Origin of the sequence: Geobacillus sp. BK01 (assembly GCF_052220245.1) — a bacterium.
Classification (GTDB): Bacteria; Bacillota; Bacilli; order Bacillales; family Anoxybacillaceae; genus Geobacillus.
In genome coordinates, this window is sequence record NZ_JBQPTH010000006.1 from 29,491 (window position 1) to 48,316 (window position 18,826).

Annotated in this window: 13 protein-coding genes and 1 other RNA gene; all 14 read right to left on the bottom strand. The window is 54.1% G+C overall.

The features are described from left to right. Nucleotides 1–20: 20 nt before the first annotated feature. Nucleotides 21–1,526 (bottom strand): carboxypeptidase M32, encoded by a 1,506-nt coding sequence (locus tag ACTVDO_RS08375; RefSeq protein ID WP_020959688.1) that lies wholly within the window; start codon nucleotides 1,524–1,526, stop codon nucleotides 21–23. A 115-nt stretch (nucleotides 1,527–1,641) separates the two neighbouring features. Then, on the bottom strand, nucleotides 1,642–3,579 hold the full coding sequence (locus ACTVDO_RS08380) for an ATP-dependent DNA helicase (RefSeq protein ID WP_442901332.1): 1,938 nt from the start codon (nucleotides 3,577–3,579) through the stop codon (nucleotides 1,642–1,644). 124 nt (nucleotides 3,580–3,703) lie between these two features. After that, nucleotides 3,704–4,846 carry a THUMP domain-containing class I SAM-dependent RNA methyltransferase gene (locus tag ACTVDO_RS08385; RefSeq protein ID WP_020959686.1) on the bottom strand — a complete coding sequence of 381 codons (1,143 nt, stop codon included), beginning with the start codon at nucleotides 4,844–4,846 and terminating at the stop codon, nucleotides 3,704–3,706. A gap of 144 nt (nucleotides 4,847–4,990) precedes the next feature. Next, nucleotides 4,991–5,388, bottom strand: an RNA gene (gene rnpB / locus ACTVDO_RS08390) — RNase P RNA component class B. Between the two features lie 100 nt (nucleotides 5,389–5,488). Continuing rightward, nucleotides 5,489–5,785: a cell division regulator GpsB gene (gene gpsB, locus ACTVDO_RS08395; RefSeq protein ID WP_020959685.1), complete on the bottom strand. Its 297-nt coding sequence runs from the start codon at nucleotides 5,783–5,785 to the stop codon at nucleotides 5,489–5,491. Nucleotides 5,786–6,023: 238 nt separating this feature from the next. Further along, nucleotides 6,024–6,260 carry a CotD family spore coat protein gene (locus ACTVDO_RS08400; RefSeq protein ID WP_071990879.1) on the bottom strand — a complete coding sequence of 79 codons (237 nt, stop codon included), beginning with the start codon at nucleotides 6,258–6,260 and terminating at the stop codon, nucleotides 6,024–6,026. A 433-nt stretch (nucleotides 6,261–6,693) separates the two neighbouring features. Further along, a complete protein-coding gene (locus tag ACTVDO_RS08405; protein ID WP_020959683.1) occupies nucleotides 6,694–7,968 on the bottom strand; it encodes a ribonuclease H-like domain-containing protein in 1,275 nt (424 codons plus the stop codon). Nucleotides 7,969–8,113: 145 nt separating this feature from the next. Then, nucleotides 8,114–10,372 carry a DEAD/DEAH box helicase gene (locus tag ACTVDO_RS08410; RefSeq protein WP_020959682.1) on the bottom strand — a complete coding sequence of 753 codons (2,259 nt, stop codon included), beginning with the start codon at nucleotides 10,370–10,372 and terminating at the stop codon, nucleotides 8,114–8,116. Nucleotides 10,373–10,551: 179 nt separating this feature from the next. Further along, complete coding sequence (locus tag ACTVDO_RS08415) at nucleotides 10,552–11,337, bottom strand: IclR family transcriptional regulator (RefSeq protein ID WP_020959681.1); 786 nt, start codon at nucleotides 11,335–11,337, stop codon at nucleotides 10,552–10,554. A gap of 191 nt (nucleotides 11,338–11,528) precedes the next feature. After that, nucleotides 11,529–12,317 (bottom strand): fumarylacetoacetate hydrolase family protein, encoded by a 789-nt coding sequence (locus ACTVDO_RS08420; RefSeq protein WP_020959680.1) that lies wholly within the window; start codon nucleotides 12,315–12,317, stop codon nucleotides 11,529–11,531. Nucleotides 12,318–12,323: 6 nt separating this feature from the next. Continuing rightward, nucleotides 12,324–13,541, bottom strand: a complete 1,218-nt coding sequence (locus ACTVDO_RS08425) for an NAD(P)-dependent malic enzyme (protein WP_020959679.1) — start codon at nucleotides 13,539–13,541, stop codon at nucleotides 12,324–12,326. Nucleotides 13,542–13,730: 189 nt separating this feature from the next. After that, nucleotides 13,731–15,914: a malate synthase G gene (locus tag ACTVDO_RS08430; protein WP_020959678.1), complete on the bottom strand. Its 2,184-nt coding sequence runs from the start codon at nucleotides 15,912–15,914 to the stop codon at nucleotides 13,731–13,733. A 108-nt stretch (nucleotides 15,915–16,022) separates the two neighbouring features. Next, entirely contained in the window at nucleotides 16,023–17,471 is a 1,449-nt protein-coding gene (locus tag ACTVDO_RS08435) for an FAD-linked oxidase C-terminal domain-containing protein (protein WP_020959677.1), read from the bottom strand. Then, nucleotides 17,468–18,826, bottom strand: coding sequence for a (Fe-S)-binding protein (locus ACTVDO_RS08440; protein ID WP_020959676.1), 1,359 nt, complete (start codon nucleotides 18,824–18,826; stop codon nucleotides 17,468–17,470). Before ACTVDO_RS08440 ends, ACTVDO_RS08435 begins: the two co-directional genes overlap by 4 nt.

The following is an 18,826-nucleotide window of genomic DNA, read 5'->3' on the forward strand; positions in this document are numbered from 1 at the left end:
CCGGAGAGGGGGGATTCGTTTTACAGACGATAAATCGCTTGATATTTTTCTTCTAAATAACGGATCAAGTGTTCGGCGTTGAGCGGCTCACCGGTGGCATCACGCACAAGGTCGAGCGGCTTTTTCGTTTTGCCAAACCGGTGAATGTGTTCGGTCAGCCATTCGCGGATCGGTGCGATGTTCCCTTCTTCAAGCAGCCTCGCCATATCGAGCTCTTTTTCGAGCGCCTGTTTGAATTGCGCCGCGTACATATAGCCGAGCGCATAGGACGGAAAATAGCCGAAGCTGCCGCCTGACCAGTGAACATCTTGCAAAACGCCGACCGCATCGTTATGCGGACGAATGCCGAGATATTGCTCGTATTTCTCATTCCACACGTCCGGCAAATCCGCCGCTTCGATCTCTCCCGCAAACAGCTGTTTTTCGATTTCATAACGGATAATAATATGAAGCGGGTAGGTCAACTCATCGGCTTCAATCCGAATAAGCGACGGCTTCGCCTCATTGATCGCCCGGTAAAACGCATCAAGCGAAACGCCGGCGAACTGCGTTGGTGCGTATTGCGCCAGGCGCGGGTAATGCCGTTTCCAAAATGACTTATGACGGCCGATCATATTTTCAAAAAAAAGCGACTGCGACTCATGAATGCCCATCGATGCCCCGCCGCAAAGCGGCGTGCCGACAAGTGTTTCGGAAATATGTTGTTCATACAGCGCATGGCCGCACTCATGAATCGTTCCGAAGATGGCGGTGCGGAAATCGCGCTCATCGTAACGGGTCGTAATGCGCACGTCGTTCGGGTTCAGCCCGATTGCAAACGGGTGAACCGTTTCATCAAGCCGTCCTTTGCCAAAATCATAGCCCAATTCCGGAAGTAGTTCCAAAAGAAAGGCACGCTGCTTTTCCTTCGGGAACGGCGCAAACAAAAACGACGTATCCGGCCTGCCCTTTGCAGCGGAAATGGCCTGTACAAGCGGGACGATGCGCTCGCGCAACTGATTGAACAGCGCGTCAAGCAGCTCGACTGTCATGCCCGGCTCATACTGGTCAAGAAGCGTATTGTACGGATGCCCTTCATGCCCCCAGTAACCGATAAAGCGGCGCTGAAAGTCGATGATTTGTTCCAAATACGGACGAAAACGGGCAAAATCGGCGGCCGCTTTCGCCTCTTCCCAGACGCTTTCCGCCTTTGAGCAAAGCATGACATACGCTTTATACTCATCCGCTGGAATTTTTTTATTCCGCTCGTATTCTTTTTGGCATTCATTAAGCGTATGCTGTGTCACTTCACCGAGCTGTTCATACACCTCTTTAGCTGACAGCTTGGCGATAAACGCCGCCATCTCCTCTGACGTTGACATTTGAAACACTTCTTCCGACAACAGGCCGATCACTTCGGCACGCTGCTCCACCCCTTTTCTCGGAGCCCCGGTTCGCAAATCCCAATACATTAAGCTGATCGCTTCATGGTAGCCCATCATTTTTTTGACGTATTGCAAAAACTGTGCCTCGATTCGCTTTCTCATGCTCAATCCCCCTATTGGTTTTCGATGGCCGTATCATCATTTCCATAACTAGGCGCTTTTTTCCTTCTTGATGGCGAAGAAACGTCGTTTTCGGCCAAAAAAAGAGGGAAGAACGTTATTCTTCCCTCACGGACGTCGGTAAGACGTCTTTGATCGCAGCGATCACCTGCCTGTCCTCCCGATCGGTGATCAAAATGGAGACGATGCCGCGGTCATCGCGCGTGCGGATGAGCCGACCGATCCCTTGGCGGAGGCGGAGAAGCATATACGGAACATCGACGTCCCAAAACGGATCGCGGTATGCCCTCCGTTTCGCCTGAAACACCGGATCGTTCGGCGGATACGGAAGCGACCAAATGATGACGTTTGACAATGACGGCCCTGGGATGTCAAGCCCTTCCCATAAATGTTCCGAACAAAGCACGGTCTCCTCATCGCGCTGAAACTCAGCGACTAAATCGCTAATTTCACGGTCTCCCTCAAACAAGAACGAAAACGGTTCGCCGGACGCCGCTTCTTTAAATTGAAGCAGCTCCTCGCGCGTCGGAAACAAAATGAGCGCCCGTCCGCCTGTTTCACGCAGCTTCGTAAGCGCATAGGCGTATTTCTCGGCAAACAGCGTCTCGCCGGCCCGGAACGTCGGCATATAAATCGTCATTTGCTCATCGTAATCAAACGGCGACGGCACGCTGAACGACAAATAGTCATCAATGCCTAAACTTTCAGCCATATATTGAAACGACTTTCCGTTCGACAACGTGGCTGATGAGAAGATAAACGGCATGCGCTTCGCAAACACTTTTTCACGCAACACTTCTTGCACCGTCCGCGGCATGACAACAAGCGTCGCCTCCTGGCGCGACGACTCGAGCCACGCAATGGCATCGGCGCTTGTCAAAAACAAGTCGAGCAAATAGTGAATTTGGTCCAAGTATTCGTCAACAATATTGAGTTGGTAATGGTCAATCGTATACGTCTCACTTTCAAACACGAGCTCATTGCCGATTCTAACGATTTGGTCGCGCAGCTGCTTCGACCACCGCTCAAGCTCCGGCGACGGCGAAATTTCTCTCCGGTTCGAGCCAGGGATAGTTTTCGCGCATGTTTTTAATTCCGTAAAAAAGCGCCCGCTCGTCTCGAGTGTTTCTTCAATTAAGTAGGCGAGCTCTTCGCGGATGTCGTTTTCAAGAAGCCTTGTCAGCAACATCTCGAGCGTCGTCTCTTTCATCCGATATGTGAGCGCCTTTTGGGCGGCAAACTCAAGCAAATGCCCTTCGTCAAACACGACGCAGCTCGCCTCCGGCAAAAGCGGCAGCTGCCCTTCCCGCTTGCGCGCTTCATACGTCCATACATGCTCCATATAAAAGTCGTGCGAACAAACGATCAAATCGGCCGCCTTCCGGTAGTAGTCGCGCCAAAGCGTCTGGCCGCAACGATGCCGCTTTTCACATGTAAAACAATCTTGAAACGGATCCCAGGCGATTTTTTTCCACTGCTCATCGCTCAAATGGGCGTATTCTTTCCGATCGCCATAGCGGTAAAATGACTGCATCGGTTTGCTGTCATGAACGAATCCCGGAAGCTCATCAAAAATCCGCTCGTATAATTCGATATCCTCGTCATCATATGTCGTCACTTCCTCGAGCTTATTTAAACATAAATATTGATCCGGCGATTTGGCAAGCCGAACGTCGATATGCAGTCCGAGGATATCGGACAATTTGGCGATATCCCCTTCTTTTTTGACGAGTTGCTCGATCAGCGTCTCATCGGCGCAGGCGATGATGGCCGGCTTGCCGGTGTAGCGGGCGTAACAAATCGCATACAGCAAGTAGACGATCGTTTTTCCTGTACCGACTCCGGCTTCCGCAAAGATCACCTTTTTCTCGCGAAACGCGCGCTCGAGTTGGAACGCCATATAAATTTGCTCATCACGCAGCTCAAAGCCGGCCTCCGGCAAAATATCGTAAAAGACATCGCCGATCCATTGGCCGAGCTTATCAAAAAAGTTTTCGTTTTTTTCTAATACAAACGGATAACGTTCATGGCTCATCGCCGCCACCCCTCCAATTGGCATAAACTCCCCCGGCACCATCATGCGTAAGCGCGCAACATGTTTGTTGCGCGCCTGATTTTCCCATAACAAGACAATATTATGATGGATGGCCGCAAAGAAGTCAACTTCTAGCCTCGCGCGGCGGCCGCGGCCCCCAATATTGATAGTAATGCGTCTCAATAAAGCCATTAAACAACTTGCGCCGCTTGGTTGCGGGGCGCCCGTAATGCGTTTCAAAACCACGATGGGCGGTTAACATGTACACCGACCATGTGTCTAAGGCGGCGAAAGTGCGGCCGATGGCGCGGTAGAGCGCTTCGACTTCCCGCTGTTCGCCGAGCCGTTCACCGTATGGCGGGTTGCCGACAATCACTCCGTACAATTTATCTGTCCGAAACTGTTCCGCCCGCCCTGTTTGAAAAGAAAGAAGATCAGCCAACCCGGCTTCAGCCGCGTTTACCTTGGCGATTTCCACCATCTGTGGATCAAGGTCAATTCCGCAAATATCGAGCGGCTCATCATAGCGCGCCATATCTTCCACTTCTTGGCGCGCTTCATCCCACACCTCTTCCCCAATCCACGGCCATTGTTCGGAAACGAAATCGCGGTTAAACCCGGGGGCAATGTTTTGGCCAATGAGCGCCGCTTCGATGGCGATCGTCCCTGAACCGCAAAACGGATCAACAAACGGGCGATTGGGCGTCCAGTTCGTGAGCAGCACTAAGGCAGCCGCAAGCGTCTCTCTTAGCGGCGCTTCCCCTTGACGGGCGCGGTAGCCACGCTTGTGCAGCCCGGTGCCGCTCGCATCGATCGTTAAAGTAGCGATATCTTTATGGAGCGCCACTTCAATGCGGCAGAGCGGCCCTGTTTCCGGAAACCATGACAGCCGGTAGCGCTCGTTTAAACTTTCCACAACCGCCTTTTTGACGATGGCTTGGCAGTCAGAGACGCTAAACAGCGTTGACTTGACCGATTTCCCGATTACCGGAAACGCGGCATCTTTCGGCAAATAATCGGCCCATGGCAGCGCCTTCGTCTGCTCAAACAACTCCTCAAACGTCGTCGCCCGAAACTCGCCGATTTTGAGCTTCACCCGGTCAGCGGTACGCAGCCAAAGGTTGGCGCGGCAAATGGCGAGCGCATCTCCTTCAAATGTCACTTTGCCGTTCTCCACTTGGCATTCGTAGCCGAGCCGGCGCACTTCCTCGGCCACGACCGACTCGAGTCCCATCGCCGCCGTGGCGATGATTGAAAAGGACTTCATTCTGTTCCCCCTCGCAAACGGTATGTATCACTGTTGGCCGCCCATATTCCCATTATATCCCATCTAACCACGAAAAACACGCAATCGAAAAGCCCTCCTTCATGCAGGAGGGCTTTTCATGATGCCATCACCACGTTAATCATGTTCTGTAAGCCATGTTCTGTACCTTCGTACTGCCAGCGGCTTTGCGCCTCGTACTCCGGCGGTAATCATCTATCTACAGGCAGCATGTGCCGCCTGTCCTTCCCTCCGTTCATTTCCTTCAGGAAGGTGCCCCTACCATCATTTGGGTTTCTCGCTCGTGGGGTTTACCGCGTTCCACCTCTAAGGTTTCCCTTAGAGCTCCGTCACTGTGGCACTTTCAGGGTAATCGAACCGTATCCCGGCCGGGACGTAGGTTCTTTCCCCGCCGTCAGCCCAGCCGAAGCCAGACTGCCCTAGCTTATGGATTCGCTAGGCACGAACACTACGGGCATCTCAGCACCGTGCGAGCATGGACTTTCCTCTACGGCCAAAACCGGCCGCAGCGATTACCCGAACATGATTAACGTTGCAAGCATCTTACAGTATAGTTGATTTTTCGAATGAGATCAAGAGAAAAAAATTGGAATTGAACTATGCCGATTTTGTTCCGCCGGCCGTCTATTCATACAGCTTCCGACCGAACACGTGTTTTTCCAAATTGGAGAGGCGTTGCAAAATATCGTAGTTCGTCGTCCCCGCCGATGTGGCCGGCCGCTTTTGCAACTCTTCCACTTGCCGCCTCAGCCGGATATTTTCTTGACGCAGCTCGTCAATTTCTTGTTGGAACGCCTCGTAATCTTTAATGACGATGTCCAAAAATTGATCTACTTCGTCTTGGTTATACCCCCGCATGTTTACTTTAAATTCCTTTTCCAAAATGTCTTTCGGTGTCAGTTTCACCTGATTGGCCGACATAGCTTTTCACCCCAATCCGCATTCAACAATCATCTTTCCTTTATTTTTTCAGAAATTACGCCGGTTGTCAATTAACGTCTGCCCTGCCTAAATCGCGGAGCCGTACAGCATGGCAATAGGGAGGCCCCTTCCTTCTTGCGTCGAAAAACCGTTCTCCCGCCAAGGCGGGCGCAGCCGGCAGCGCTGGCCGTCCGCCGCGAAAAAACAGAGGCCGACGAAGCGGCCTCTGTTTTCGCGTCTAATATCCAGCTGGAAACGGCGGCATCGGCCCCGGACAATACAAGTGACGGTTGGCAGCCCGAGCAACGGCCGATTCCGTGTGCGGGAAGTAATGACGATGTTCATACAGTTGATGATAAACGTGCGTTGTATGCGACGGATGGATATGCGGCACAACCGTTGCCTGGAAATGATGTTTGACACAGCATTGAGGCGGGTGGACGATCGGCGCCGTCACGTATGGTGGGCAATGCATGGCATCCTTCTCCTTTCATCGTCTAGACTGTTGATTGACAATACTAGCCTATGACGAAGAGGACGAACACGTACTAGTATAGATACCCATTTTATTTCTGCTGTACGGCTGCGCCTGTTCCCCCATCCCCGCGGCGCTGCGCAGCTCGTCCGCTCCACAGCCGCATCGAGGAAAACGTGCGTAAATCACCGCGCCTAGCTCAACACGTTAATACACATAATTGAACACGACAAACGTCAAGCCGACAACAATAAAAAAGAGGTACAAAACTTTTTTGTACATGCTCCGCATTGTGTTCTTCTCCCTGCCATCATTTTCATTCATCCCGATGCCATTGTACACATTTTTTCTTTTTTCTACAAGATTCGAAGCAAAAAGGCAAGATTTTTTTGCTTTTCTGTCACATTTTGCGCTTGCCAGGGAAATGAGCCTGTCATTTCTCCACCCCTTTTTTCTTGCGCGCCAACCGCTCAAGCCTCTTGCGCCACTCCTGTTCATCTTTTTCTACACTTTGCCGGCTCGCCTTGGCGAGCGATCGCCATGCTTCATACGCCATAGCCGCATAGCGGTGCGCTTCGGCCGCATCGCGGAAATGATGCTCATACGCTTTCGCCAGCTCAAGACCTGCTTTCATCTTCCAAAAGCCGCTTCCGTGATCGAACAAGTCGCGCCAAATGGCAACCGCCTCTTCATAGCGTTTTTCTCTCCGGTGCAAAAGCGACAGTTGCCATTTCGCCTCCCGCGCTTCCTTCGCCTCTTTGCTGCCCGCCTGTTCATACACGCCCGCGGCAGCCGCCGTTTCCCCGACGGCTTCGAGCCAACGGGCGGCGGCCAGCTGTTCCCGCGGATCAGGGAGCTGCCCCGCTTCAAGCAGCTGAATGGATAAGTGGATGTAGAGCACAATGAGCGACAACACATCATGTTCGTTATGGCGCAATACCGGCATGATCCGATCCGGATGAGGCGTTTGCAAAAACGCCTGATATATCATCGGCGCCAAAAAACCGGGCACATCACCATCACGCTCAATGTGCAGAATATGCCGTTCCACCTCCGCTAGGCGAAGCGAGTCGAGTTTATCCTTCCATAAGCGGCGAGCGGCGTGATACAAGTCAAAATGACCAAACGCCGGCAGCTTCGGCACCATATCGCGGACAAGGGCATGGCGCGTTTTCAGCCGCGGCCAGTCGAACGCCTTCCCATTATAAGTGACGAGAGTCGTATAGTTGACATCCGATAGAAAGCTTTGATATAGCGCCACCTCTGCCCCCGGGTGCGGCAAAAGGTGTTGGCGGACAATGATGCGGTCGCCGAGGACGCGGGCGTGGCCGAGCAGAAACATGACGGTTCCCGCTCCGCTTGAAAGCCCCATCGTTTCGGTGTCAAAAAAGAATAAGTCGCCAATGGCAAACCCGCGGCACGAGAGCGGGTGGGAAAATGGCGCCTCCTGCCAGCGCCGATGTACATCATGCAACGCCCCGAGCCGGTAGCGGCCGTGCCCATGATCAAGCGGATACACCGTCTCCCGAATGAGGCAATAATCGCCGGCAAACCAATACGGCTCCACCCCGTATTCCCGCCAAACCTCTACAAACGGCACGTCCGTCCCCACGCGTTCGTCCGGTTCCGCTTCGTTCTGTTCATCCGCCGCCTTCCTTTTATGCCGGGCGGCAAGCAGCTCTTTCCATTGCGATAGCTTCGGTTTCATTCGCCCCCTCCTTTCCGCCCGCTCTCTTTCTGTCTTTTAGCGTGTAAACGCTCAAAGAAGCTGCCTCGTTTCCCCGCCCCATGACACCTAAGTCCAACGCTGTCTAGTTTTCTTCACAACAGCAGTGCGAAACAAGCGAGCCGTTCTATTCCGCAAGCTGTTCATCTAAAAACCGTATAAGCTCCCGCTTTATCGGCAGCCCGGCCGTTTCGGAAACGCCGATGCATGAAGGGCAGCCATCTGTGCACGGGCAGCGCGTCACCCATTCCTTTACGCGCTCAAGCATTTCTTCATGTCGTTCAAATACAGCTTCCGATAAGCCGACACCGCCCGGATAGCGGTCATAAAGAAAAATCGTCGGCCGGCCGGAGTGCGGCGCCTTCAGCTGTGGCACGACGTGAACATCCGAGCGGTCGCACATCACAAAGATAGGAACAAGATGGCTGAGCACGCTGGCGATGCCGACAAGCAACTGTTCAAACAATGCCGGGGAAAATCTTGATGGCACGGCCTTCCATTCGAACCATGCTGCTGACGTATGAAGTGTTTCTTCTGGAAGGCGGATCGGCCCTGAGCCGATGTTTTCAAACGTCGATAGTTTCAGCTTTTTAAAAATCGTCGCCATTGCCCGGACGGACACATCGCCGTAGTGCACCGCCATCAGTCCACGATCATTGCTCCGGTCGTCAGACAGCACATCAAGCTGTACAGCTAAATGGGCATCAGTGAAATATTCGACATCGACCCGGCGGACGTACGCTTTTTTTTCCTCCCAGTCAAGCTTTTCAACTTGATATTGCGTCCCTTCGTGCAGGTAAATTGCCTCTTCATGGAGCAGCGTCATGGCGCTAAAGCGATCCATTTCACCGATGACACGGTGGCGCGCTACGTTTGAAATATCGATGATCACCACGTTTTCCTGCGCCGCCGAACGCAAGCTGATGTTTTGCGCCGGAAAGGCGTCGCTCATCCAATGCCAGCGCCCGGCCCGTTCGTGAAGCACTCCTTGGTCGACCAAAAAGTCAAGCACTTCTTCCACTTCAACGCCGCCGAACGTCTCGCCGCGCCGAAACGGGAGTTCATATGCCGCACATTTCAGATGATCGACCAAAACAAGCATATTGTCAGGGTTAATGCGGGCTGTCTCCGGCGAACGGGCAAAAAAGTATTCCGGATGGGAGACGATGTATTGGTCAAGCGGGCTTGAGCTGGCCACCATAATGACGAGCGAGTCGCCATGGCGCCGTCCGGCGCGCCCGGCTTGCTGCCACGTGCTGGCGATCGTTCCCGGGTAGCCGGCGAGAATACACGCCTGCAGCTGGCCGATATCGACGCCGAGTTCGAGCGCGTTTGTGCTGACGACGCCGATAATCTCTCCGCTGCGCAACCCTTTTTCAATGGCGCGCCGCTCATTCGGCAAATAGCCGCCGCGGTAGCCGCGGATCGTCGTTCCCCCGATCCGTTCTTTCACCGCCGTCTGCAAATGGCTCAAAATGAGCTCGGCCCGGACGCGGCTGCGGGCGAACACGATCGTCGGAATGCGATTGACAAGCAGCTGCCGCGCCAGTTCAACCGCCGTTTTTGTCGCGCTTTGGCGGACGTTCATGGCCCGCTCGATGACTGGCGGGTTGTAAAATACGATATGTTTCCGCCCGCGCGGCGCCCCGTTGTTGTCAATGAGCGTCATCGGCTCGCCAGTCAGCCGGCTGGCCAGCTCCTGCGGATTGGCGATCGTCGCTGAGGTGCAAATAAACGTCGGCCGGCTGCCGTAAAAAGCGCAAATCCGCTTCAAGCGACGGATGACGTTCGCCACATGGCTGCCAAACACGCCGCGATACGTATGTAGTTCGTCGATGACGACGTAGCGCAACTGTTCAAACAGTGACATCCATTTCGTATGGTGCGGCAAAATGGCGGTATGGAGCATATCCGGATTGGTGATGACAATATGGCCGGCTTGACGGATTTTTTGCCGCAGCGCCGGTGCCGTATCGCCGTCATATGTATAGCTGTAAATCGGCGCCCCCATCGCAGCGATGATTTCGTTCAATTCACTTTTTTGATCTTGGGCGAGCGCTTTCGTCGGAAATAAATAAAGGGCACGGCTTTCCGGCGCCTCCGCGATCGCTTGCAGCACAGGCAAATTGTAACAGAGCGTTTTGCCGGATGCGGTCGGTGTCACTGCGACGACGTTCCGTCCGCTTCGCACCGTCTCGTACGCTGCCGCCTGGTGTGTGTAAAGCGAGGCGATGCCGCGCGCTTCGAGCGCTGCACGCAGCCGCACGTCGAGTCCGGCCGGAAACGGAACCGTATCGGCTTGTTTCGTCTCCATTTCGTGCCAATAGACGACGTTCGGATCTTGGCGAAGCTGTTCAATCCATTCGGAAAGCGTCTGTTTTTTCACGTTGCCAATCACCTCGGTTCTATTTTACATGCATTCTCGTGTTTTCACTAGAAAAAACATAGGCTGTCCCTTTGTCTTCCGTGCCGGTCGAGAGGGAAAAATACGACAAAGGCTCCTGCGGCTCGCATCTTGCCTCCCTTTTTTCCCCGGCGTGCTAAGCTAAAAAAACCGTCCAGCTGTTACAGCTGGACGGAATGGGCCGGCCGATGGCCGAGCCGGGCGGAAAGCTCTTTGCCGATCTGACGCATGCGCATAGCGAGCCCGGCGATGCGGTCGTCCGTCATGCGGATCGTTGGGCCGGAGACGCTGACAGCAGCAACGACGCTGCCGGTGTAATCAAAAATCGGGACCGCTACACAACGGATGCCGTATTCATTTTCTTCCAAATCGAGCGCATATCCATTTTGCCGGACGGTGTCAAGCTCACGAAAAAACGCCTCACGGTCGGTGATCGTCAAATCAGTATGCTTTGGGAGCCCTTTCCGATCAATGATCTCGGCAGCCACTGCCGGCGACAAGTAAGCCAAAATCGCCTTGCCGACCGCCGTGCAATGCATCGGCGCCCGCTTGCCCACTTTGGAATGCATCCGCAGCGTTTCCGTTCCTTCCAATTTTTCAATGTAAATGACTTCCCCTTGGTCGTAGACGACAAGATGGACGACTTCATTCGTTTCTTTTTCAAGCTGGCGCAAATACGGTTTCGCCTCTTGGCGCAAATCGATTGAATCAAGCAGTTTCGAACTAATCTCTAAAAACTTGTAGCCAAGTTTGTACCGCTCCGTTTCCGGATGTTGTTCGATATAGCCGTATTGGGCGAGCGTCGTTAAAATGCGGTACACGGAACTTTTGTTAATGTCCATTTGTTTGGCGATTTCCGTAACGCCCAACCCATCTTTTTTCGTGCTGACGATGTCAATAATTTGCAGCGCCCGGCTGACGGATTTGACCATATTTTCTCTTTCCATTATGTTCACCTCGATTTGTTCTCTCCGCTCGCTATTATACACGAACGGCCGGGCGTTTGCAGGGCCACTGTGCAACACGCGCCACAGAGACCGTTCGGTCCTCCCAACGGCGGCGTGCACAGAAACCGGCGGCGTGTCACGTCAGTCGCTAAACCAATGCCCGCCGCTCCTAAACGACGGAAAAGGACACACTACCCTTGCCGGAGGGAAACGGCCGGCGCTTTGGCGGCGACGAACGTGTTGCGGAGCGTGCCGATGCCGTCCACTTCACACTCAATCACGGTTCCCGGGCCGACCAGTTCAGCGCCAACCGGGCTCCCGGTTAAAATGACATCACCCGGCTGCAGCGTCATGACATGGGACAAATAGGAAATCATTTTGCTGATGGAAATGATCATGAGCGCCGTCGGACTGTTTTGCTTTTCCTCGCCGTTAACCCGGGCCTTCACTGACACTAGGCTTGGATCGAGCTCTGTTTCAATGACCGGTCCGAGCGGGGTAAACGTATCAAACGACTTTCCGACCGTCCAATGCCCATCGGGATGGAAAAACTGTGGCGCGGTGACATCATTGGCAACCGTATAGCCAAAAATATGCGCCCAAATGTCTTCTTCACTCACCGATTTTGCCTCTTTGCCGATGACAACGGCCAGTTCCGATTCAAATTTGACCTCGCCCACTCCGCTCGGAATCACAATATCCGCTTCTGGACCGATGACTGATGAAGATGGTTTAAAGAAAAAGACCGGAATGTCCGGCAGTTCGGGCGGAAGCTGGTCGCTTGTTGCCACATAATTGGCGCCGATGCCGATCACATGGCGCGGCACAAGCGGCGCCACAAGTGAAACGTCATCGCAGCGAAACACATTTCCCGTGTAGTCCCAAGCGTCAAACACATCGCCTTCGATTTCACGTATGACCTCCCCGCTCACCACACCGGCACGAACCGTCCCATCGGCGATAAAACGAGCGATTTTCATCAACAGTTACCCCTCTCTGACGCGATTTTTTTCTTGACTATTCACCGCATGCCGGGCTACCCCGGTTTCGATGGCGGCACGGGCGACGGCGGAAGCGACGGCCCCTACGACGCGTTGGTCGAACGGATTCGGGATGACATATTCCTCGGTTAACTCTTCCGGCTGAATGAGCCCGGCGATCGCTTCGGCAGCAGCGATTTTCATTTCCTCATTCACTTGCGTTGCCCGTACATCAAGCGCACCGCGGAAGATGCCGGGGAATGCGAGCACATTGTTCACTTGATTCGGCAAATCCGACCGCCCGGTCGCCACAATGACGGCACCGGCGGCTTTGGCCTCCTCCGGCATAATTTCCGGCACCGGATTAGCGAGGGCGAACACGATTGCCCCGCGGTTCATTGACTGAACCATCGCCGGTGTCAACGCGCCGGCGGCCGAGACACCGATAAACACATCGGCACCCTTGATTACGTCCGCGAGCGTTCCGACCGCACGCTCCCTGTTTGTTTGTTTCGCCAAATCTTCCTTTAGCGCATTCATGCCGTGCGGGCGACCTTCGTAAATAGCCCCTTTCGTGTCGCATATCACGAGATCGCCGACTCCCATCGACAACAGCAGTTTGGCGATCGCCACCCCGGCCGCACCGGCGCCGTTAATGACGATCCGGCAATCGGCGAGCCGCTTGCCAACCACTTTCAACGCGTTCGTCAGTCCAGCCGCCACAACAATGGCTGTGCCATGCTGGTCATCATGAAACACCGGAATGGTCATTTCTTGGCGCAGCCGCTCCTCAATGACAAAGCAGGCCGGCGCTGCGATATCTTCTAAATTGATGCCTCCAAACGTCGGCTCGAGCAGTTTAACGGCCTGGATAAACTCATCCGGATCTTCCGTATCGAGACAAAGCGGCACGGCGTCAATGCCGGCGAACGCTTTAAACAAAGCGGCTTTCCCTTCCATCACCGGGAGCGCTGCCCGCGCGCCGATATTGCCAAGCCCGAGCACCGCGGTGCCGTTCGAGACAACGGCGACGAAATTACCTTTGACTGTATAGCTATACATCTCCTCTTCGTTAGCGACAATCTCCTTGCATGGCTCGGCCACACCTGGCGAATAAATAAGGCTTAGGTCATTTGTATCGACGACCGGCACTTTTAATTCGACAGATAATTTTCCTTTCGCCTGCCGATGGACAAGCAACGCTTTTTCCCTTAAATGTTCCATCCTTAATCCCTAGCTACTAACCCCATTTCCTTCCCTTGTTTCGCCTCCGTGCTGCTTTGCGTTCGGCAACCGGCCAGTAGTAGTAACTAGGAGCGGCCCCCTTTCTTCCTATTTATTGAATTTTCTGATTTGTAGAAGCAGGAAGGAACAAGGGCGCTGTCGCCCTTGCTCCTTGCTGTGCGGCGCCGTTTATTGCTGAACGGCTGCGAATTTTGCCTTCGCCTCTTGACGGCGGCGGTGCAAAATCGGCTCCGTGTAGCCGTTTGGCTGCTCATAGCCGAGGAACACGAGATCGCACGCCGCTTGGAACGCCACCGAATCGTCATAATTTGGCGCTATCGGGCGGTAGTTCGGGTCGCCGGCATTTTGTTCGTCGACGACTTTCGCCATTCGCTTGAACGCCTCAAGCACTTGCTCTTTCGTGCAAATACCGTGGTGAAGCCAGTTGGCAAGAATTTGGCTCGAAATGCGAAGCGTCGCCCGGTCTTCCATCAGCCCGATGTTATGGATATCCGGCACTTTCGAGCAGCCGATCCCTTGATCAACCCAGCGGACAACATAGCCTAAAATGCTTTGGCAGTTGTTGTCAATCTCTTCTTGAATTTCTTCTGCCGTCCATTGCGGATGATCGACAACCGGAATTTGCAAAATGTCATCGCGGTAATCAGCCCGCTCGTTCGCCAATTCGCTTTGCACGGCAGCGACATTCACTTGATGGTAATGAAGCGCATGGAGCGTGGCGGCCGTCGGCGAAGGCACCCATGCCGTGTTGGCGCCCGCTTTCAGCTGCGCCCCTTTTTGTTTCAACATTTCAGCCATCAAATCCGGCATCGCCCACATCCCTTTGCCGATTTGCGCCCGGCCGCGGAATCCGGCAGCCAGCCCGACTGCCACATTCGATTTTTCGTACGCCTGCAGCCATGCCGACGATTTCATATCGTTTTTGCGCCGCATTGGCCCCGCTTCCATTGATGTATGAATCTCGTCACCCGTCCGGTCAAGGAAGCCGGTGTTGATGAAGACAATGCGGCCGCGCACTTGGTAAATACAATTTTTCAAGTTGAGCGACGTCCGCCGCTCTTCGTCCATGACGCCGATTTTGATCGTGTTCCGCTCAAGGCCAAGCATATCTTCGACCCGGTCAAACAGCTCGTTGGCAAAGGCCACTTCGGCCGAGCCGTGCATTTTCGGCTTGACGATATAAATCGAACCTTTGCGCGAGTTCAAATAGCGGGTATTGCCGATGAGCGAGTGTTTCATGATCAAACTCGTAATGACGGCATCGATGATCCCTTCATGCACTTCCTCGCCGTTGGCATCCAAAATGGCGCTGTTTGTCATCAAATGGCCGACGTTGCGTACAAACATCAGCGAGCGTCCTGGCAGCGCAAGCTTTCCGCCATCCGGCGTTTCGTATACGCGATCCGAGTTTAACGCCCGCGTCAGCAGTTTGCCGTTTTTCTCAAACGTCGCTGTCAAATCGCCTTTGATCAAGCCGAACAAGTTGCGGTAGACGAGCACTTTGTCTTCCGCGTCGACAGCGGCAACGGAATCTTCGCCGTCCATGATCGTCGTCACCGCCGCTTCCAAGATGATGTCTTTCACACCCGCTTTGTCCGTTTTGCCGACCGGATGCTCGCGGTCGATTTGAATGTCGATATGAAGGCCATTGTTTTTCAACAGCACCGATGCCGGGTTTTGCGGTTCGCCTTGGAAGCCGACAAATTTTTCCGGCTCCTTGAGCCCTGTTGTCGCCCCGCCTTCGATCGTCACGACAAGCCGCCCATCAACGACCGCGTATTGAACGGCGTCTTGATGGGAATATTCGGCAAGCGGCACCGCCTCATCCAAAAACTTCCGCCCGTAAGCGATGACTTTCGCTCCGCGCACCGGGTTGTACGACGAACCGCGTGTGGCACCGTCTTCTTCGCTGATGGCATCGGTGCCGTACAGCGCGTCATACAAGCTGCCCCAACGGGCATTGGCGGCGTTTAGCGCGTAGCGGGCGTTCGTGAGCGGCACGACCAACTGCGGCCCGGCCTGCACGGCAATTTCATCATCGACATTTTCTGTTGTAATCTCGAAGTCCTCGACTTCCGGCTCCAAATAGCCGATTTCCGTTAAAAACGCTTTATACTCGTCAAAATCGAAGCGGCCACGGCGCTGTTTATGCCACTCGTTCAATTTTTCTTGAATCTCATCGCGGCGCGCCAGCAGCTCTTTGTTGCGCGGCGTCAAATCGGCAATAAGCACGGAAAAATCGCGCCAAAACTTGTCTTGGTCAAGCCCGCTGTTTGGCAGAAGCTCCCCGTTGACAAAATCATAAAACACTTTCGCGACTTGGATCGTCCCGGTTTGAACATATTCGGCCATCGTTCCCTTTCTCCCTTCTTGTTTCTTATTGCAAAACACTGTTTCTTAAATGGTCTAAAAAGATCATACCATGAAACGAAATGACTGGCAATCATTTTTGTAAAATTTTCATTTTGCTGTCGACGGTGTCCGTTTTGTCTCTACACACCGTCCCGGCGTCGGAAACAGCTTGCCGGCGTTGAGCAAGTTTTTCGGATTAAACACGTCGCGGATCGCCGTTTGCGCCAAAATTTCCTCATCGGTGAAAATGAAACGCATCTCTTCTTTTTTCTCGATGCCAACGCCATGTTCGCCGGTGATCGACCCACCAACCGCCGCGCACGCCTGCAAACATTCACTTCCGGCGGCAAGCGCCCGCTCTGTCTCCCCAGGCTTGCTCGCATCAAACAACACAAGTGGATGCAAATTGCCGTCGCCAGCATGGAAAATATTAGCAATCCTAAGCCCGTATTTGCGGCTGATGTTCGCAATGTCGTTCAACACTTCCGGCAGCCGGCTGCGCGGAATAACGCCATCTTGCACTAAATAATCCGGGGAAATCGCTCCCATGGCGCCAAAGCCGGTTTTCCGGTTCGCCCACCAGCGCCCCCGTTCTTCCTCTGACTGGGCGACTTTCACTTCGCGCACACGATGGCGGCGGCAAATGGCTAAAATATCGTCGATTTGCTCGTCAATTCCGGCGGAAATGCCGTCCACTTCAATGAGCAACAGCGCGGCGATGTCTTTCGGATGCCCGACCGGAAACGCTGCCGCTTCAACCGCTTCGATCGCCGTTTGGTCCATCATCTCGAGCGCTGCCGGCACAATCCCGGCGGAAATAATGTCGGAAACGGTTTGGCTTGCATCTTCCACCTCATCAAAATAGGCAAGCACCGTCTGTTTCGCCTCCGGATTTTTCAGCAGGCGGACCGTAATTTTCGTCACGATGCCAAGCGTCCCTTCCGACCCGGTTAACAGCCCGAGCAAATCGTAGCCCGGCGGGTCGGGAACGCCGTTTGCGCCGATTTCGATCACTTCCCCGTTCGGCAACACGACTTCCAGCCCTAAAATATGGTTCGTTGTCACCCCATATTTCAAACAATGGGCACCGCCGGCATTTTCGGCGACATTGCCGCCGATCGTGCAGCAATATTGACTTGACGGATCAGGCGCATAGTAATAGCCCCGGTGGGCGACTGAGTTCGTCAGCTTTAAGTTCACAAACCCCGGCTCGACAACGGCGCGCCGGTTTTCCAAATCGACATGCAAAAGCCGCTTCATCCGCGTTAAGCTGATCACCACTTCCCCGTTTAACGGAATCGCCCCGCCGCTTAATCCCGTGCCGGCGCCGCGAGCAAGAAACGGCAACTCGTGTTCATGGCAATATTTGACGATTGCCGCTACTTGTTCCGTGCTGTTTGGGAATACGACCGCCTTTGGCAAATGGCGATGGACGGTAAACCCGTCGCAGTCATAGGCGATTAAATCCTCTTTTCGGTATAAAATCGCCGTTTCCCCAACGATGCCGGCGAGCGCCCGAATGTGCGGGTCGTTCGTTGCAATGGCCCGTTTTCTCATATGCGCACGTCCTTCCCTTCCTCTTTTTGATACGCCCAATCAAGCAGCTGCACCGTATGGACGATTTTTTGGTTTCGGCCGTGTTTCATGACGCCAAGCGCCATTTGCAACATGCAGCCCGGATTGCCCATCGAAATGAGCTCCACATCTTGCGGCACATTTTGCATTTTGCTTGCAAGCACAGCTTGCGCCATCTCCGGATGGGTGATGTTATAAATCCCGGCGCTGCCGCAGCAACGGTCGGCATTTGGCATCGCCACCATGTCGACGCCCGGAATACTCCCGATCAGCGCGCGCGGCTCTTGACGGATGCCCTGACCGTGGGCTAAATGGCACGCATCATGGTATGTGAGACGCACGTTCAACTCCGCTTTCGGCGGCTCAAAACCTGTATCATGCAGAAACTTCGACACATCTTCGACTTTGGCGGCAAACTGTTCGGCTTTTTCATGCCATTCCGGATCGTCGCGGAACAGTTCCGGATACTCCTTCAGCATACAGCCGCAGCCGGCGGCGTTGACAATGACATGGTCAACATCGGCAAACGCCTCAATGTTTTGCTTGGCGAGCTTCCGGCCCGTTTCGCGGTCGCCGGCATGCACATGAAGCGCTCCGCAACATGTTTGGTTCGGCACGATGGCGACATCGTTTCCATTTCGCGCCAAGACGCGGATCGTTGCCTCATTAATATCGCTAAACATCACATCCATCACGCAACCGGTCAACATCGCGACCGTCCGCTTCGTTTCCCCTTTCGCCTTAATAAGCGGCTGATCCTTGTACTTTTGGCGCACCGGCGTGCCGACAGCCGGCAAAATCGCCTCCATTTCGGCTAAATGATCCGGCATCACCCGCAGCAATCCCGTTTTGCGCGCCACTGCCTGCAGCCCGCTTTTTTGGTACAACCGAAGCAGACGGCCAAACCAATCAAGGCGTGACGGATGCGGGAACACCCCTTTTAAGAAAAAGTCGCTCACAAGCGCTTTCCATCCAGTGAGCGGCACCGCCTGGCGGAGCTGGCCGCGCACTTGTTCAATGAGGCCGCCGACATCGACATCGGCTGGACAGGCCGTCGTGCAAGCGCGACAGTCTAGGCACGTAAAGATCGGATCGAGCAAATCAGGCGTTAAATCGAGCTTTCCTTCACCGACCGATTTCATTAAATGGACACGGCCGCGCGGAGAGTGCTGCTCTTGGCCCGTCTGTTCATACGTCGGACACGATTCCAAACACATGCCGCAATGGACACAATCGGCCCACTTGCTCGGGTCCGGCAAGTCGCGAAACCGGTAGTTGCCAAGGCTCACCGTCGCACATGCCGGGCTGCCCGTCCGCTCACTCGTCATGGCGTTCAT

Bases quoted from the DNA above. Each gene is read 5' to 3' on its own strand.
- ACTVDO_RS08375 (WP_020959688.1), bottom strand. From the start codon at position 1,526: ATGAGAAAGCGAATCGAGGCACAGTTTTTGCAATACGTCAAAAAAATG.
- ACTVDO_RS08380 (WP_442901332.1), bottom strand. From the start codon at position 3,579: ATGAGCCATGAACGTTATCCGTTTGTATTAGAAAAAAACGAAAACTTT.
- ACTVDO_RS08385 (WP_020959686.1), bottom strand. From the start codon at position 4,846: ATGAAGTCCTTTTCAATCATCGCCACGGCGGCGATGGGACTCGAGTCG.
- gpsB (WP_020959685.1), bottom strand. From the start codon at position 5,785: ATGTCGGCCAATCAGGTGAAACTGACACCGAAAGACATTTTGGAAAAG.
- ACTVDO_RS08400 (WP_071990879.1), bottom strand. From the start codon at position 6,260: ATGCATTGCCCACCATACGTGACGGCGCCGATCGTCCACCCGCCTCAA.
- ACTVDO_RS08405 (WP_020959683.1), bottom strand. From the start codon at position 7,968: ATGAAACCGAAGCTATCGCAATGGAAAGAGCTGCTTGCCGCCCGGCAT.
- ACTVDO_RS08415 (WP_020959681.1), bottom strand. From the start codon at position 11,337: ATGGAAAGAGAAAATATGGTCAAATCCGTCAGCCGGGCGCTGCAAATT.
- ACTVDO_RS08420 (WP_020959680.1), bottom strand. From the start codon at position 12,317: ATGAAAATCGCTCGTTTTATCGCCGATGGGACGGTTCGTGCCGGTGTG.
- ACTVDO_RS08425 (WP_020959679.1), bottom strand. From the start codon at position 13,541: ATGGAACATTTAAGGGAAAAAGCGTTGCTTGTCCATCGGCAGGCGAAA.
- ACTVDO_RS08430 (WP_020959678.1), bottom strand. From the start codon at position 15,914: ATGGCCGAATATGTTCAAACCGGGACGATCCAAGTCGCGAAAGTGTTT.
- ACTVDO_RS08435 (WP_020959677.1), bottom strand. From the start codon at position 17,471: ATGAGAAAACGGGCCATTGCAACGAACGACCCGCACATTCGGGCGCTC.
- ACTVDO_RS08440 (WP_020959676.1), bottom strand. From the start codon at position 18,826: ATGAACGCCATGACGAGTGAGCGGACGGGCAGCCCGGCATGTGCGACG.